Source organism: Bradyrhizobium sp. AZCC 2176, assembly GCF_036924645.1.
Lineage (GTDB): Bacteria > Pseudomonadota > Alphaproteobacteria > Rhizobiales > Xanthobacteraceae > Bradyrhizobium.
In genome coordinates this window covers 1,704,784-1,720,077 of the sequence record NZ_JAZHRX010000001.1, presented here as the reverse complement: position 1 = coordinate 1,720,077, position 15,294 = coordinate 1,704,784, and the positions used below count along the sequence as shown (strand labels likewise).

Here is a 15,294-nt window from a genome sequence, read left to right as displayed (position 1 = left end):
TGGATACCGGTTCGCGTGAAGAAAACGCGTCAAACCAGAATCTAGGGCTCGCGTCTTTCGCCTCGCACATCCGCGCGCGGAGTCTCCCGCCGGAAGCCGGCAACGAACGCAGGTGCGGCCTTCTTCGCGCAGCAGTTCAAGCGTCCCGCTCAGCGCCCGAGCGCGCTCCAGCATTCCGGTCAATCCCCGGCCGAACCGCCGATCCGCCGGAAAGCCGATACCGTCGTCGGATACTTCCACGAGCACATCGCGGCCATCGATATCAGCCGCGACGCGCATCGCGCGCGCCTTGGCGTGCCGAAGCACGTTTGTCACCGCTTCCTGGATCACGCGATAGATTGTCTGCGACAGCAAGCCATCGACCTTGTTCAGCGTCGTGTCGATCTGCGACGTCACCTTGAGATCAGGGGCCTGCGCCTTCACGTTCTGCAGCAGCGTCTGGATGCTCCTCTCCAGGCCGAGCTCCTGGATATAGAGCGGCCGCAGCCGGTCGAGGATACGGCGGTTCGCCTGTTGCAACGTTTCGACCGATTGCAGGATGCCCTCGGCGGCGCCCATCAACTCCGCCTCGCCGGTCGGAATCGATTCCAGCAGCGCCACCGTGTTGGCGCGGATCCCGAACAGCAGCGGCCCGAGCTCGTCATGAAGCTCGCGCGCCATGTCCTGCCGCTCGTCGTCCTGCAGCGACACGATCCGGCGCAGCAGGCTGCGATTATCCTGGCTGAGGCGGTTGAGGGTGCGGGCAAGTTCATTGGCTTCCTGCGCGCTCTTGCGTATTTCGGGCGGACCGGCGGGAGCAATCCGTTGCTCGTAATCGCCCGTTCGCATGCGAGTCAGGCCCTCGCCCAGATTTTGCAGCGGACGCAACGCAGAACGCGAGGTGAAGTGGGCAATGAGCCCCGTCAACAGCATCAAGATAATTCCGGAGCAAGCGATCGCCAGAAGTCCGATCCACTTTTCGTAGACGTCCGCGGACAGGTCGGGGGCAAAGACGATGTCGCCGACCTGCTTTCCCTCGATCATCACGGGGAAGGCCGCCTTGAATTCGGGGATGGCGAGGAGGCGGACGAACCAGTCGGGCACCGCTCCCAACGGGGTCTGCATCTCGGGCGGATGCACGTCGAGGTCGGTCCCGAGGCGCCGAAACCGGATGGCCTCGGAGGCGCCCAGCGATTGCACGAACGCTTCCAGCGTCGCCTGCGGATTGGCAGATGTCTGAAGCGCGCCGTTGAGCGCGGCTGCAACCGCTCCGGCCGAGCGAGCCGCCGGCTCGGTTTCTTCCATAAGTTGCGCCGAGGAGAAAATCTGCAGCGAAACGCCTCCGGCCAGCAGGGCCGCCACGAACATCAGGCCAAGCGGCAGCAACAGCCGCGTTCGAAGAGAAAGTCTTTCCCACATATTGAATATTCTAATCCCCGCAACTCAAGATTTCTCTTTCCAAATGTCGCCAACCGCCTATTTATTCCCGAAAGGGGTTGGATGATGCAGAATTCCGCCAAATCGGCAACGAAGGTCCTGATCGTCGACGACCATCCGGTGGTGCTGTCGGGTTGCCGGTCGCTGTTTGCGTCGGACAACACCGTGAAGATCGAGGAGGCTACTGACGCCAAGTCCGGCCATCGCGCCTACCTCGCCAGGAAGCCCGACGTCACGGTGATCGATATCAAGCTTCCCGATGTTTCCGGTTTCGAACTGATGCGCCGCATCCGCAAGGATGATCCGGACGCGCGGATCATCATGTTCAGCATGAATGACGATCCGGCGTTCGTGGTTCGCGCCATCGAGATGGGCGCGCAGGGCTATGTCTCGAAGGGCGACGATCCAAGGATGCTGGTGAAGGCCGTCCGCAAAGTGGCCGCTGGCGACAATTTCATTTCACCGCAACTGGCGGAGGCGGTGACTTTTTCAGGCGCTTCGATCAAGGCCAATCCGGCGTCGCAAATGACGGCGCGCGAGCTGGAAATCCTGCGGCTGCTGGGCCGCGGCGACAAGATCGTCGAAGTCGCCAATGCGCTGGAGATTTCCTACAAGACGGTGGCCAACACCACCTCGCTGCTCAAGCAGAAGCTCGGCGCCAAGAATCATTCGGACCTGATCCGGATCGCGGTGGAGATGGGGCTCGGCTGACCCGCCGGTTGAATCAGTCCTTCTTTATAATCACCGAACGGCCGCGCCCTCGGCGGCGCGACCGTTCGCATCGCTGTCATTCGCGTATCGTCAGGGCAATGGGAATGACGAAAGCGAAGGCAGCGAGAGCCTACCAGCGGCGATGATGGCGCCATTTGTGGTGACCGCGGCCCCTGTACCATCCGTAATGATGCCCGCGTCCCCGGTGCTTGTGTCCGTGACCGTGGCCGCGTCCATGCTTGACCTCGATGACTCCGCCGTCCGTCGCGGCCATCGGCGCCATGCCCAGTCTGGCGGAAGCGGATACGGTCATGGCAAGCGAGGCAAGCAGTGCAGCACCAATCAGAACGATGCGTCTCATCCAGTGTCCTCCGGTTCGCGTGATTGCGACGTCAGGCACAAGTTCCCTGTGGAACGTTTTGTTCCGGCGCGCATGAAGTACATGACAATGGGTATTCGAGCCGCCTTTCCTTTTCATCCTGGACTGATCCGCCGCGCGACCGCGGGCACGCGGCGTGTTCCGCACGGCTCCCGCAGAGGATGCCGTTCGTGGCGTCGTCATGGTCATTGACGGGAAAACTTGGCAAAATGCGAACCCGCTGGGGCGATCGGAGGCGTGCGAATGGCTGAGCCGGAAATCGTGGAGACTGCCGTCGCCCGGGCGTGGAGTGTCTACCGCATGATCAACAGAGGCATCGATGAGAATGACGCGCGGCGTGCTTCACTGAAGCGCTTCCTTCGGCAGCGATGGGAAGCCGGTAACGGCGAGGCCGAGCTTCTGGCGGTTGAGGGCCTCAAATATCTCAAGAGTCTGGAGGGATCGTCGATGGATTAGGTCACGCCGGACGGCGAACGGAACATTGTCGGGAAAAAACGGAACAATCGTTCCCCCTGCGCGTTGCCGGCTGCATCATCAGGAAGCTTCAGGAAGCTGGAGGAGGGCGCCTTGAAGAAATTTCTGATGATCGGAACGCTTCCAGGAGAGAGGGCCGCGAGTTCAGCTTGCGGCCTTTTTCCGTTTGGTGCGCATCAGCCGCGGTAACGCAGCGCCGCGATCAGTAACGTGAATGCCGGCGTCACCTGGCGGCGGCTCGGGTAGTAGAGGTGATAGCCCGAGAAGGGCGGACACCAGTCCGCCAGCACGCGAACCAGCCGTCCGTCCGCAAGGTGCGCCTGCACCTGGTCCTCCGGCAGATAGGCGAGGCCGAGCCCGGCCAGCACCGCGTTCATCCGCAGCGCCATGTTGTTGAATACCAACTGGCCGTCGACCCGGACCTTCAGTCCGCGTCCGCGCTTCTCGAACTCCCAGGCGTAGATCCCGCCATAGGTCGGCAATCGGATGTTGATACAGCTATGGGCCACGAGGTCCTGCGGCCTGGCGGGCTTGGGGTGAACAGCGAAATAGCCTGATGTGCCGACCACCGCCATGCGGAAATCAGGGCCGATGCGCACCGCAATCATGTCCTTGGCCACCTGCTCGCCGAGGCGAACACCGGCATCGTAGCGCTCCGCGACGATGTCGGTGAAACCGTAGTCGATATTCACTTCCACCTTGATGTCGGGATATCGGGGCAGCAGCTTTGCCAGCGCAGGCCAGAGGATCGTTGCCGCCGCATGCTCGGCTGCGGTGATGCGGATGGTGCCGGCCGGCTTGTCGCGCAGTTCGGTCAGGGCGGAAAGCTCGGCGTCGATCTCTTCCAGCTTCGGCGCCACCGTCCGCAGCAGGCGCTCGCCCGCCTCGGTCGGCGCGACGCTGCGGGTGGTGCGGGTCAGCAGCCGCAGGCCGAGCCGCTCCTCCAGCCCGCGGATCGTATGGCTGAGCGCTGATTGGGAAACATCGAGCTGCGCCGCCGCTCGGGTAAAACTTCTCTCCCGCGCCACCACCAGGAAGGCGAGCAGATCGTTGATGTTCTGGCGCGCCATTCATGAATCCATTTCATAAGTGCAAGCTGATTATACCATCTAATCGAAGCCCTGGGCAGCCGTTAGCTTGTTGCGGGCCGGCCGGCGCAGTCCTCCCGCATCGCTCTTTCAAACGTGAACGCCGGGGAGGAACAGCCGCAACGGTGGCGCAGTTACGGACTCTTGATGCGGAGGCCGACGCGGTCGCGCCGAACATCATCGAATGACATCAAAATGGGAACACGACATGCAAGGTCCGAGCGACTTCGATCTATCGCGGCGGAAACTGTTGCTGGGAACCGCCGCATCAGTGGCTTTCAGCGCAGCGCCCCCGATGGCCAATGCGCAAACAGCCGCGGTTCCTGCGCAGGCTTCCGAAGCTGTCTCGATGTCGAAAGTCTCCTTCAGCGTGAACGGCAAGCCGCACGAAATCGCGCTCGACACGCGGACGACGCTGCTCGACGCGTTGCGCGAGCACCTGCACCTCACCGGCTCCAAGAAGGGATGCGATCACGGCCAATGCGGCGCCTGCACAGTCATCGTTGGCGGACGGCGGATCAATTCGTGCCTGACGCTGGCGGTCATGCACGAGGGCGACGAGATCAGGACGATCGAAGGGCTCGGCACGCCGGAAAACCTGCATCCGATGCAGGCCGCCTTCGTGAAGCATGATGGCTACCAGTGCGGCTATTGCACGCCGGGGCAGATCTGTTCGGCGGTTGCCGTGCTGGACGAGATCAAGGCCGGCATTCCGAGCCATGTCAGCGCCGACCTCAACGCGCCGGCGCAACTGACCAATGCCGAGCTTCGCGAGCGCATGAGCGGCAATATCTGCCGCTGCGGCGCCTATTCCAACATCGCCGAGGCGATCACAGAAGTTGCCGGGAGACAGGCATGAAATCATTCAGCTACGAGCGCGCCCGCAACCCCGCTGAGGCTGCTGCCTCCGCCCTACGCAAGCCGGACGCCAAATTCATTGCCGGTGGCACCAATCTGCTCGACCTGATGAAGCTCGAGATCGAGACGCCGGCGCATCTGATCGACGTCAACGGCCTCGCGCTTGACAGAATCGAGCCGACGCAAGAGGGCGGATTGCGGATCGGCGCGCTGGTGCGCAATACCGATCTCGCCGCTGATAGCCGCGTGCGGCGCGACTACGCCGTGCTGTCGCGCGCGCTGCTTGCGGGCGCCTCGGGCCAGTTGCGCAACAAGGCGACCACGGCCGGCAATCTGCTGCAGCGGACGCGCTGTCCTTATTTCTATGACACCAACCAGCCCTGCAACAAACGCCGGCCCGGCAGCGGCTGCGCGGCGATCGGCGGGTTCAGCCGCCAGCACGCCGTGGTAGGCGCCAGCGAAGCCTGCATCGCCACCCATCCGAGCGACATGGCGGTGGCGATGCGCGCGCTTGATGCTGTGGTGGAAACCGTGCGGCCGGACGGCGCCACGCGAACGATCCCGATCGCCGAATTCCACCGCCTGCCGGGCGATACGCCGCATATCGAGACGACGCTGCAGGCGGGCGAGTTGATCACCGCGGTGACGCTGCCAAGGCCCATCGGCGGCAGGCAGGCCTATCGCAAGGTGCGCGATCGCGCCTCTTACGCCTTCGCGCTGGTCTCGGTCGCCGCGATCGTGCAGCGCGACGGCACCGGGCGTGTCGCGCTCGGCGGCGTTGCCCACAAGCCGTGGCGCATCGAGGCGGCGGAGGCCCAGATGCCGCGCGGCGCCAAGGCCGTCGCCGCGCAATTGCTCGCCGACGCGAAGCCGACGCGCGAGAACGCATTCAAGCTGTCGCTGGCCGAGCGCACGCTCGGCGCGGTGCTGACCGAAGCGAAGGGCTGACCCATGAAGTTCGAGACATCAGCGACGACCAATCCGATCGACCAGATGAAGGTCGTCGGCAAAGCCTTCAGCCGCATCGATGGCCCGCTCAAGACGACCGGCACGGCGCCCTATGCCTACGAGCGCCACGACGTCGTTTCGAACCCGGCCTATGGCTACGTGGTCGGCTCGGCGATCGCGAAGGGCCGAATTGCCGGGATGGATCTGAGCAAGGCCAAGGCCGCGCCTGGTGTGCTGGCCATCGTCACGGCCGATAACGCCGGCAAGCTCGACAAGAGCAGGCTCAACACGGCGGTGCTGCTCGGCGGTCCGGAGATCCAGCATTATCATCAGGCCATCGCGGTCGTCGTCGCCGAAACCTTTGAACAGGCGCGCGCCGCCGCGCAACTGATCCGCGTCGACTACGCCCCCGAAAAGGGCGCCTTCGATCTCGCCTCGTTGCTGAACACGGCAAAGCCCAATCCGATCACGAACGGTCCTGCCGATACCGCGGTCGGCGACTTCGCCGCTGCGTTTGCGGCAGCACCAGTCCGGCTCGATGCGCGCTACTCAACGCCCGATGAAGCGCATGCCATGATGGAGCCGCATGCGACGATCGCCGCATGGGAGGGCGACAAGCTCACACTATGGACCTCCAACCAGATGATCGCCTGGAACAAGGCCGAGATGGCCAAGATCCTGGGCATGCAGGCGGCGAACGTTCGCCTCGATTCGCCGTTCATCGGCGGTGGATTTGGCGGCAAGCTGTTCCCGCGCGCTGACGCGCTGCTGGCCGCGCTCGGTGCCCGCGCCGCGAAACGGCCGGTGAAGGTCGCGCTGCAGCGTCCCCTGATGTTCAACAACACCACGCATCGGCCGGCAACGATCCAGCGCATCCGCATCGGCGCGACGCGGGACGGCAAGATCACGGCGATCGGTCATGAAAGCTGGTCGGGCGATCTGCCAGGCGGCAAGGCGGACGGCGCGGTGAGCCAGACGCGGCTGCTCTATGCCGGCGCCCACCGCATGACCGCCACGCGGCTCGCGACGCTCGATCTGGCTGAAGGCAATGCCATGCGCGCGCCGGGCGAGGCGACGGGCATGATGGCGCTGGAAATCGCCGTCGACGAAATGGCCGAGAAGCTCGGCATGGATCCGATCGAGTTTCGCATCCTCAATGACACCCAGGTCGATCCGGAAAAGCCGGAGCGGCCGTTCTCGCAGCGTCAGCTCGTCGAGTGCCTGCGTACCGGCGCCGAGCGCTTCGGCTGGAGCAAGCGCAACCCGCAGCCGGGCAGGGTCCGCGACGGACGCTGGCGAGTCGGCATTGGCGCAGCCGCGGCTTTCCGCAACAATCTGCTGACGAAGTCGGCGGCGCGGGTTCGGCTCGATAACAAAGGTGTCGTCACCGTCGAGACCGACATGACTGACATCGGCACCGGCAGCTACACCATCATCGCGCAGACCGCGGCCGAGATGATGGGCGTGCCGCTCGAGAAGGTGAAGGTGCGCCTCGGCGACTCGGCCTTCCCGGTGTCATCAGGTTCCGGCGGGCAGTGGGGCGGCAACAACTCCACCGCCGGCGTTTATGCCGCCTGCGTCAAGCTGCGCGAGGCGATCGCGCAGAAACTCGGATTCAACTCCACCGAAACGGCGTTCGTCGATGGCGAGGTGCGCGCGGGCAATCGCAGCGTGCCGCTGGCGCAGGCCGCGGCCGATGGCGGCATCACGGCCGAAGACGAAATCGAGTACGGCGACCTCGCCAGGAAGTACCAGCAATCGACCTTCGGCGCGCACTTCGTTGAAGTCGGCGTCGATGCCGCGACCGCCGAGATCCGCGTGCGGCGGATGCTCGCGGTGTGCGCCGCCGGCCGCATCCTCAATCCCAAGACCGCCCGCAGCCAGGTGATCGGGGCGATGACCATGGGGGTCGGCGCGGCGCTGATGGAAGAACTCGTGGTCGACAAGCGCGCCGGCTTCTTCGTCAATCATGATCTCGCTGCTTACGAGGTGCCGGTCCACGCCGACATTCCACATCAGGAAATGTTCTTCCTCGACGAGACCGATCCGATGTCGTCGCCGATGAAGGCCAAGGGCGTCGCCGAGCTCGGCATCTGCGGCGTGGCGGCAGCGGTTGCCAACGCGGTCTACAACGCTACCGGCGTGCGCGTCCGGGATTATCCGATCACGCTCGACAAGCTGCTGGAGCAAATGCCGGACGTGGGTTGAACGCGGGTTCGCGCGGCCACGTATCTCCAAGCAAGCACGTTAGGGGAAGCACACCATGTTCACGCGAAGACGCCTGCTCGCCACCACCGGCCTCGCGGTGTTGGCAGCGGGTACCATGCCGGCTGTCACGGCCAAGCCAAGGAACGGAACAATGGAAATCAAGCGAAGCGGCTCGCGACCATCCGGCAAAGGGCCCGCCGAATATTTCACCGGCAGCGTGCGCGTCGATCCGCTGTTCCAGGCTCCAGATCCCGCGCGCGTCGCCGGCGCCAGTGTCACCTTCGAGCCCGGCGCGCGGACCGCATGGCATACCCATCCCCTGGGACAGACCCTGATCGTCACATCCGGCCGCGGCTGGGTGCAGGTCTGGGGCGGGCGCGTCGAGAAAATTCACCCGGGCGACGTCGTCTGGTTTCCGCCAGGCGAAAAGCACTGGCATGGTGCGACGCCGACCACGGCCATGACGCACATCGCCGTCCAGGAGCGGCTCGACGGCAAGACAGTCGACTGGATGGAGAAGGTCAGTGACGAGCAATACCGGGCTTGAATGAACGCGGTTGTCTTGAGGTTTGATCAGCGCGGTGATGGGATGTCCGCTATGCCTCGCTCGCGATCAAATTCCGCATCGCACTGAAATGTCATTGGCGGAGATTGCGGCATAGGCCCGGCATGTCCGGTTCACCCGTGTAAACGGACGTCGGCGGTTACGCTCAAGATCTCCGTTGAGTGCCACTTCTCAGACATGGCGGCGAAGCCGACGATGCCTGCTCACGGAGGTAAAGCAGACAACCACGGCCATGAGCGCCGATGTCTGTTAGTGACCCCATTTGCGACATCGAGAGTATTTGGCCGCCGCTGCAAAGCGTATCGCGGGCGGGGCAGGAGCACGGCCGGACCATCAGATTAGCGGACATCGGCTTGTTCGCTCAGCATCCTCTAAAGTTCAACCGTACCGCTCGCGACTGCAATCGGCGGTGCGATTTTGTTCTGTGCGATGATTTCTTCAAGCTTTGCATTATTCTCCAGCAGGCGGTGACTGGTGAGGATGAGGAAGTAATAACCAAATTCCGGATTTTGAAAGTAGATCTCCAGCAACTTATCATACTCAATTGTCAGCACATGACCGCCCTCGATGCACTCGATCGTCGCCGTCCGTCGATTTTTCGGCGTCAGGAAGCCAAGCTCGCCCATCAGACTTCCAGGCGGAAGCTCTACGCTGAATTCGGTGACCAGGAATTTTCCGGTGATGATCAAAAACATTTCGTTGGCTGCATCGCCCTTGCTGCACAATTTGTCGCCCTTGCGATATTTGCGCTGGGTCATGAAAGGTTTGAGCCATTCCAATGAGGTATCGCCCTCTGTGGCTATGCGTGCCCTCTTGATCAGTTTGAGCATTTGGCGGAGGCGAATTGCATTGATCGGCAGGAAAAGCAGATACAGGATAAAAGTCCCGACGCTTCCGGAGAGCGCGCCAAAGACGACGAAGAATGTACAGCCGACCATGTTCGCGATGCGCAGCGGCACCATTGTATGCATCAGCAACGTAGCTACAAGAAAGGTGGCACCAATCACAGCGAACATATTGGCAAGCGTGATGTTGGCCAGCACAATTTCTAGCAGCCGGTTGAGTAGGGCATCGTAGGTGATGTTGTTGGGATCGAGACCCATTTGAACCAGAATCTTTGCGATCCTGAGATTGTCCGCCGCCGTATCAAGAATGCGGTTTAGTATTGTCGAAAAATCTGCGTTGCTGCTCGAGTTCATCAGATACTCCCCCCGCAAAGCCGTCGGAATTCGTCGGGTAAACCTCGAAGTCGAAACGCCAATATTTGGCAGAACTATTGGGAAAATCGTCAACTTTTTCAGCATTTTTCCCGCTCATCGACCCTGAATTCTAGAGCCTGGCGCGTAGTCTCGAAGGCATCTCCGATGTCCGGTTATGGCCCACCAGGCGACATCCCAGGCTCGGTTTCCTTCTATGCCGAAGATGTCATAATTCTCGAACACGAAGGTCGGCCGGCGCGATCGTTCTGAGACCGTAAGCCCACGTCGCCATCGACGCCGTGCTTCATGCCGGCCGCAGCGCGGTCGATCATTCTCGTCACCGGCTTCATTCCACGCCCGCGTGTTCGCCGCGCCCGGTCCGGCATGGCGGGAATATGGCGGTGGATGAGGATTGTTCATCGAAGCGAGCCGCTCGAATCGTACCAAAAACGCGCTAAAGTGGCGCCATGGAAAATCCCCCGCGCCCATTGCCTTTCTCAGCATTCGAATGGCTGGTGTCCGGGCGCTACCTGCGGGCGCGCCGCAAGGAAGGCTTCATCTCCGTCATTGCCGGTTTCTCCTTCCTCGGCATCATGCTCGGCGTTGCGACGCTGATTATCGTGATGGCCGTCATGAACGGTTTTCGCAAGGAATTGATCGACAAGATCGTCGGCCTCAATGGCCATCTTGTGGTGCAACCGCTCGAATCGTCGCTGACCGACTGGAAGGACGTCACTGAACGCATCCGTCAGGTTCCTGGCATACGGCTGGCCGCTCCCGTGGTGGATGGTCCGGCGCTGGCATCGTCGGCGCAGAATGCCTCAGGCGTACTGATTCGCGGCATTCGCCCCGATGATCTCAACCAGCTTGCCTCGATCACCAGCAACATCCAGCAGGGCTCGCTGGACGCATTTGAGCAGGGACAGGGGGTCGCCATCGGGCGCAGGCTTGCTGATCAATTGTCGCTGCGTGTCGGCGACAACATCACGCTGGTTGCGCCAGACGGCGCCGTGACGTCGAAGGGTGCGGCGCCTCGTATCAAGCCGTACAAGGTCGCGGCGGTGTTCAGCCTCGACATGTCGGAATATGATTCCGTGATGGTTTTTCTGCCGCTCGCCGAGGCGCAGGCTTATTTCAAGCGCGCCGATGATGTGAGTGCCATCGAAATATTCATCGACGCCAGTCCCGACAGGGTCGACGAATTCCGAAGGCCGGTGGCAGACGCCGCCGGGCGGCCGGTGTTCCTTGTCGACTGGCGCCGGCGCACCTCGGCGTTTTTCGCAGCGCTTCAGGTCGAACGCAACGTCATGTTTCTGATCCTGACCTTGATCGTGCTGGTCGCCGCGCTGAACATCGTCTCGGGTCTGATCATGCTCGTGAAGGACAAGGGCAGCGATATCGCCATTCTGCGTACGATAGGCGCATCGCGCGGGGCGATCATGCGGGTGTTCCTGATCGCAGGCGCTGCGATCGGCGTGATCGGCACGCTGACCGGATTGCTCGTCGGCATGCTGGTTTGCCTGAACATCGAATCGATCCGGCAATTCCTGTCCTGGCTCACCAACACTGAATTGTTTCCACCAAAACTCTACTTTCTGTCGAAGCTGCCGGCGGAGGTCGATTTTGGCGAAACCGCCGGCGTCGTGGTCATGGCGCTGACGCTGTCCTTCCTCGCGACGCTCTATCCATCCTGGCGCGCCGCGCGGCTCGATCCGGTCGACGCGCTTCGCTATGGGTAGTTGAACGCGCGGCCTCAGCGTTGCCCTGGAACGACGGTCCATCGTCGTCCCTGCCTAGTGCGCAATTGCGCACGGGCGCAGGGACCGATAACCACCGGCTTGCGTTGTTGAAGAAAACCGTCGACCAGCGCACCCAATAATTTCCGCCGCTGAGTATGGGTCCCTGCTTTCCGCAGGGACGACAGCAGTTGCTTGGCGAGACCCCACCCCTGTCTTTTCACCCTCATGCCATTTCCCCTTCGCGCAAAAACGCTTTATGGTGCCGCTCGCTTCGCATTTGGCGAAATTGAATTCATGATCAATATCAAAGGCTTGGCATAGGGCTTGCGCCTTTGGAGGGTGGTTTGACGCGCTATATTTCGACACGGGGGGAGGCCCCCGTCCTGGGTTTCTGCGATGTGATGCTGACCGGGCTTGCACGCGACGGCGGCCTCTACGTGCCTGAGGTCTGGCCGCAACTCTCGCATGAGACTATCGCCGGATTTTTCGGCCGGCCCTATTGGGAAGTCGCCGTCGACGTGATCAAGCCGTTTACTGCGGGGGAAATCTCCGACGCCGATCTCGGCCGCATGGCGAACGAGGCCTACGCCACCTTCCGCCATCCGGCCGTCGTGCCGCTCAACCAGGTCGGGCCCAATCAATTCGTGCTGGAGCTGTTCCACGGCCCGACGCTGGCGTTCAAGGACGTCGCGATGCAGTTGATCTCGCGGCTGATGGATCACGTGCTGGCCAAACGCAACCAGCGCACCACCATCGTGGTCGCAACCTCAGGCGATACCGGCGGCGCCGCGGTCGATGCGTTCGCGGGTCTCGACAATGTGGATCTGGTCGTGCTGTTCCCGAACGGGCGCATCTCCGACGTGCAGCGGCGGATGATGACGACGACGGGCGCGTCCAACGTGCATGCGCTGGCGATCGAAGGCACCTTCGACGACTGTCAGGCGATCGTGAAGGCGATGTTCAACCATCACGGTTTTCGCGATGCGGTCTCGCTGTCGGGCGTCAACTCGATCAACTGGGCGCGGATCGTCGCGCAGGTGGTGTATTATTTCACTTCTGCCACAGCTCTCGGCGCGCCCGCGCGCACGGTCGATTTCACGGTGCCGACCGGCAATTTCGGCGACATTTTTGCGGGCTATGTCGCGAAGAAAATGGGCCTGCCGGTCCGCTGGCTGCGCATCGCCTCCAACGTCAACGACATCCTGCCGCGCACGCTCAAGACCGGCATCTATGAGGTACGCGAGGTCCACGCCTCCGCCTCGCCCTCGATGGACATCCAGGTCTCCTCGAATTTCGAGCGGCTGCTGTTCGAGGCGAGCCGCCGCGATGCCGACAGCGTTCGCCGGCTGATGGGCTCGCTGAAACAATCCGGACGTTTTGTGCTGCCGGATGCCATGCTGGCTGCGATCCGCGAGGAATTTGACGCCGGCCGCGCCGACGAGACCGAGACGGCCGCCGCGATCCGCGCCGCCTGGCGTGAGGCCGGCGACCTCGTCGATCCCCATACCGCGGTGGCGTTGGCGGTGGCCGATCGCGATACCTCGGATTCGAGAATACCCAACATCGTACTGTCGACCGCGCATCCGGCCAAGTTCCCCGATGCGGTGGAAGCCGCCTGCGGCGTGCGGCCGCAACTGCCGGCATGGCTCGACGGTCTCATGACCAAGTCCGAACACATCACGGTGATGAAAAACGATTCAGCAGAAGTGGAGCGATTCGTGCGCTCGGTGAGCCGTGCCGCGAAGCAGGGAGTTGCCGGATGAGCGTTGACGTGACCAAGCTGCCGTCCGGTCTGACCGTCGTCACCGACACCATGCCGCATCTGGAAACGGCCGCGCTCGGCGTCTGGGCCGGCGTCGGCGGCCGCGACGAAAAGCCGAACGAGCACGGCATCTCGCATCTTCTGGAACACATGGCCTTCAAGGGCACGACGCGGCGCTCCTCGCGCGAGATCGTCGAGGAAATCGAGGCGGTCGGCGGCGACCTCAATGCGGGAACCTCGACGGAGACCACCGCCTATTATGCGCGGGTGATGAAGGCCGACGTGCCGCTCGCGCTCGACGTGCTCTCCGACATCCTGGCCAATCCGTCCTTCGTGCCGGATGAACTCGAGCGCGAGAAGAGCGTCATCGTGCAGGAAATCGGCGCGGCGCAGGATACGCCTGATGACGTCGTGTTCGAACACCTCAACGAACTCTGCTTTCCAGAGCAGCCGATGGGCCGTTCGCTGCTCGGCACCGCGAAGACGCTGAAGAATTTCGATCGCGACATGCTGCGCGGCTATCTCTCGACGCATTACCGCGGCCCCGACATGGTGGTGGCCGCCGCGGGTGCGGTCGACCACAAGCGCGTGGTCGAGGACGTGGCGAAAAGATTTGCCAGCTTCGACGCCACACCCGCGCCGAAGCCGGTGCCGGCGCTGTTCGGCAAGGGCGGCTCGCGGGTGGTGCACCGCGACCTCGAGCAGGCGCATCTGACGCTGGCGCTCGAAGGCGTGCCGCAGACCGATCTGTCGCTGTTCTCGCTGCAGGTCTTCACCAACACGCTCGGCGGCGGAATGTCGTCGCGGCTGTTCCAGGAAGTGCGCGAAAAGCGCGGCTTGTGCTATTCGATCTATACCTTCCACGCGCCGTATTCCGACACCGGCTTTTTCGGCCTCTACACCGGCACCGATCCCGGCGACGCGCCCGAAATGATGGAGGTCATCGTCGACGTCATCAATGACGCCGTCGAGACCCTCACCGAGGCCGAGATTGCCCGCGCCAAGGCGCAGATGAAGGCGGGGCTGCTGATGGCGCTGGAAAGCTGCTCCTCCCGGGCTGAGCAGCTCGCGCGGCACGTGCTGGCCTATGGCCGGCCCCAGACGGTGGAAGAGCTGGTGGCGCGGATCGACGCGGTCAGCGTCGAATCGACCCGCAATGCGGCGCACGCGTTGTTGTCCCGCAGCCGGCCGGCGGTTGTCGCGCTTGGCAGCGGCAGGGGTCTGGACACGGCGGTGTCTTTTGCGGAAGGATTGACGAAGTCGAAGGCGAAGACGCTGCTGCATTAGCGCTTCAACCTCTCCCGGCAAGAGCGGGGCAAGGGAGAGGTAGTACGGGCGGGAGAGTAACGGGCATGGCCCTGTTTCGTTTGCCAACCAGCGGACCAGCCGCGCTCGTGCCGCGCGGTCACGGTCTCCTGCTGCGCGCCCCGCAAATGGCGGATTTCCTGCAATGGGCGCAATTGCGCGAACAAAGCCGCGCTTACCTGACGCCGTGGGAGCCGATCTGGCCGTCGGACGATCTGACCCGCGCCGGCTTTCGCCGAAGGTTGCGCCGCTACGCCGAGGATATCGCCGCCGACCGCTCCTATCCGTTCATCATCTTCCGCGAGTCCGACGGCGCCATGATCGGCGGCATCACGCTGGCCAATGTCCGCCGCGGCATCGTGCAGGCCGGCACCATCGGCTATTGGGTCGGCGAGCCCTACGCCCATCGCGGCTACATGACCGCGGCGCTTCGGGTGCTGCTGCCGACGCTGTTCGGTGAGCTCAATTTGCACCGCATCGAGGCCGCCTGCATTCCCTCCAATTCGCCCTCGATCCGGGTGCTGGAGAAATGCGGCTTCACCCGCGAGGGGTTGGCGCGGCGCTATCTCTGCATCAACGGCGTCTGGCAGGACCATCTGCTGTTCGGCCTGCTGCATGAGGATTTCCGCGGCTGAACCGTTG

At 63.0% G+C, this 15,294-nt stretch carries 13 protein-coding genes and 1 pseudogene; 10 read left to right on the top strand and 4 right to left on the bottom strand.

Annotated features, from left to right (window positions below):
- Nucleotides 1-99: 99 nt before the first annotated feature.
- Nucleotides 100-912 (bottom strand): annotated as a pseudogene (locus V1288_RS07800) (histidine kinase); the annotation flags it as partial.
- Nucleotides 913-1,482: 570 nt separating this feature from the next.
- On the opposite strand from V1288_RS07800, the gene V1288_RS07795 reads away from it, so the two are divergent.
- A complete protein-coding gene (locus V1288_RS07795; protein WP_334361235.1) occupies nucleotides 1,483-2,127 on the top strand; it encodes a response regulator transcription factor in 645 nt (214 codons plus the stop codon).
- A gap of 130 nt (nucleotides 2,128-2,257) precedes the next feature.
- Here V1288_RS07795 and V1288_RS07790 read toward each other — a convergent pair whose 3' ends face one another.
- Complete coding sequence (locus V1288_RS07790; RefSeq protein ID WP_334356498.1) at nucleotides 2,258-2,488, bottom strand: hypothetical protein; 231 nt, start codon at nucleotides 2,486-2,488, stop codon at nucleotides 2,258-2,260.
- A gap of 261 nt (nucleotides 2,489-2,749) precedes the next feature.
- Between V1288_RS07790 and V1288_RS07785 the strand changes: the two genes are divergently transcribed.
- Complete coding sequence (locus tag V1288_RS07785) at nucleotides 2,750-2,962, top strand: hypothetical protein (protein WP_334356497.1); 213 nt, start codon at nucleotides 2,750-2,752, stop codon at nucleotides 2,960-2,962.
- A gap of 194 nt (nucleotides 2,963-3,156) precedes the next feature.
- On the opposite strand, the gene V1288_RS07780 is transcribed toward V1288_RS07785, so the two are convergent.
- Nucleotides 3,157-4,050, bottom strand: coding sequence for a LysR family transcriptional regulator (locus V1288_RS07780; protein WP_334356496.1), 894 nt, complete (start codon nucleotides 4,048-4,050; stop codon nucleotides 3,157-3,159).
- A 226-nt stretch (nucleotides 4,051-4,276) separates the two neighbouring features.
- Here V1288_RS07780 and paoA point away from each other — a divergent pair, with 226 nt between their 5' ends.
- From paoA to V1288_RS07760, 4 genes are all read left to right on the top strand, one after another.
- Nucleotides 4,277-4,927: an aldehyde dehydrogenase iron-sulfur subunit PaoA gene (paoA, locus tag V1288_RS07775; protein ID WP_334356495.1), complete on the top strand. Its 651-nt coding sequence runs from the start codon at nucleotides 4,277-4,279 to the stop codon at nucleotides 4,925-4,927.
- Nucleotides 4,924-5,874, top strand: a complete 951-nt coding sequence (locus V1288_RS07770; RefSeq protein ID WP_334356494.1) for an FAD binding domain-containing protein — start codon at nucleotides 4,924-4,926, stop codon at nucleotides 5,872-5,874. The genes paoA and V1288_RS07770 overlap by 4 nt, the downstream gene beginning before the upstream one ends.
- A gap of 3 nt (nucleotides 5,875-5,877) precedes the next feature.
- Nucleotides 5,878-8,082 carry an aldehyde oxidoreductase molybdenum-binding subunit PaoC gene (gene paoC, locus V1288_RS07765; protein ID WP_334356493.1) on the top strand — a complete coding sequence of 735 codons (2,205 nt, stop codon included), beginning with the start codon at nucleotides 5,878-5,880 and terminating at the stop codon, nucleotides 8,080-8,082.
- Nucleotides 8,083-8,233: 151 nt separating this feature from the next.
- On the top strand, nucleotides 8,234-8,629 hold the full coding sequence (locus V1288_RS07760; RefSeq protein WP_334361234.1) for a (R)-mandelonitrile lyase: 396 nt from the start codon (nucleotides 8,234-8,236) through the stop codon (nucleotides 8,627-8,629).
- A gap of 389 nt (nucleotides 8,630-9,018) precedes the next feature.
- Here V1288_RS07760 and V1288_RS07755 read toward each other — a convergent pair whose 3' ends face one another.
- A complete protein-coding gene (locus V1288_RS07755) occupies nucleotides 9,019-9,846 on the bottom strand; it encodes a Crp/Fnr family transcriptional regulator (RefSeq protein ID WP_334356492.1) in 828 nt (275 codons plus the stop codon).
- A gap of 467 nt (nucleotides 9,847-10,313) precedes the next feature.
- On the opposite strand from V1288_RS07755, the gene V1288_RS07750 reads away from it, so the two are divergent.
- From V1288_RS07750 to V1288_RS07735, 4 genes are all read left to right on the top strand, one after another.
- The gene (locus V1288_RS07750; RefSeq protein WP_334356491.1) at nucleotides 10,314-11,585 is read left to right on the top strand and encodes a lipoprotein-releasing ABC transporter permease subunit; all 1,272 of its coding nucleotides are present in this window, start codon (nucleotides 10,314-10,316) and stop codon (nucleotides 11,583-11,585) included.
- A 344-nt stretch (nucleotides 11,586-11,929) separates the two neighbouring features.
- Entirely contained in the window at nucleotides 11,930-13,348 is a 1,419-nt protein-coding gene (thrC, locus tag V1288_RS07745; protein WP_334356490.1) for a threonine synthase, read from the top strand.
- Complete coding sequence (locus V1288_RS07740; RefSeq protein ID WP_334356489.1) at nucleotides 13,345-14,634, top strand: M16 family metallopeptidase; 1,290 nt, start codon at nucleotides 13,345-13,347, stop codon at nucleotides 14,632-14,634. The genes thrC and V1288_RS07740 overlap by 4 nt, the downstream gene beginning before the upstream one ends.
- 65 nt (nucleotides 14,635-14,699) lie before the next feature.
- Nucleotides 14,700-15,287, top strand: coding sequence for a GNAT family N-acetyltransferase (locus V1288_RS07735; RefSeq protein WP_334356488.1), 588 nt, complete (start codon nucleotides 14,700-14,702; stop codon nucleotides 15,285-15,287).
- Nucleotides 15,288-15,294 lie beyond the last annotated feature (7 nt).

Bases quoted from the DNA above. Each gene is read 5' to 3' on its own strand.
- V1288_RS07795 (WP_334361235.1), top strand. From the start codon at position 1,483: ATGCAGAATTCCGCCAAATCGGCAACGAAGGTCCTGATCGTCGACGAC.
- V1288_RS07790 (WP_334356498.1), bottom strand. From the start codon at position 2,488: ATGAGACGCATCGTTCTGATTGGTGCTGCACTGCTTGCCTCGCTTGCC.
- V1288_RS07785 (WP_334356497.1), top strand. From the start codon at position 2,750: ATGGCTGAGCCGGAAATCGTGGAGACTGCCGTCGCCCGGGCGTGGAGT.
- V1288_RS07780 (WP_334356496.1), bottom strand. From the start codon at position 4,050: ATGGCGCGCCAGAACATCAACGATCTGCTCGCCTTCCTGGTGGTGGCG.
- paoA (WP_334356495.1), top strand. From the start codon at position 4,277: ATGCAAGGTCCGAGCGACTTCGATCTATCGCGGCGGAAACTGTTGCTG.
- V1288_RS07770 (WP_334356494.1), top strand. From the start codon at position 4,924: ATGAAATCATTCAGCTACGAGCGCGCCCGCAACCCCGCTGAGGCTGCT.
- paoC (WP_334356493.1), top strand. From the start codon at position 5,878: ATGAAGTTCGAGACATCAGCGACGACCAATCCGATCGACCAGATGAAG.
- V1288_RS07760 (WP_334361234.1), top strand. From the start codon at position 8,234: ATGGAAATCAAGCGAAGCGGCTCGCGACCATCCGGCAAAGGGCCCGCC.
- V1288_RS07755 (WP_334356492.1), bottom strand. From the start codon at position 9,846: ATGAACTCGAGCAGCAACGCAGATTTTTCGACAATACTAAACCGCATT.
- V1288_RS07750 (WP_334356491.1), top strand. From the start codon at position 10,314: ATGGAAAATCCCCCGCGCCCATTGCCTTTCTCAGCATTCGAATGGCTG.
- V1288_RS07740 (WP_334356489.1), top strand. From the start codon at position 13,345: ATGAGCGTTGACGTGACCAAGCTGCCGTCCGGTCTGACCGTCGTCACC.
- V1288_RS07735 (WP_334356488.1), top strand. From the start codon at position 14,700: ATGGCCCTGTTTCGTTTGCCAACCAGCGGACCAGCCGCGCTCGTGCCG.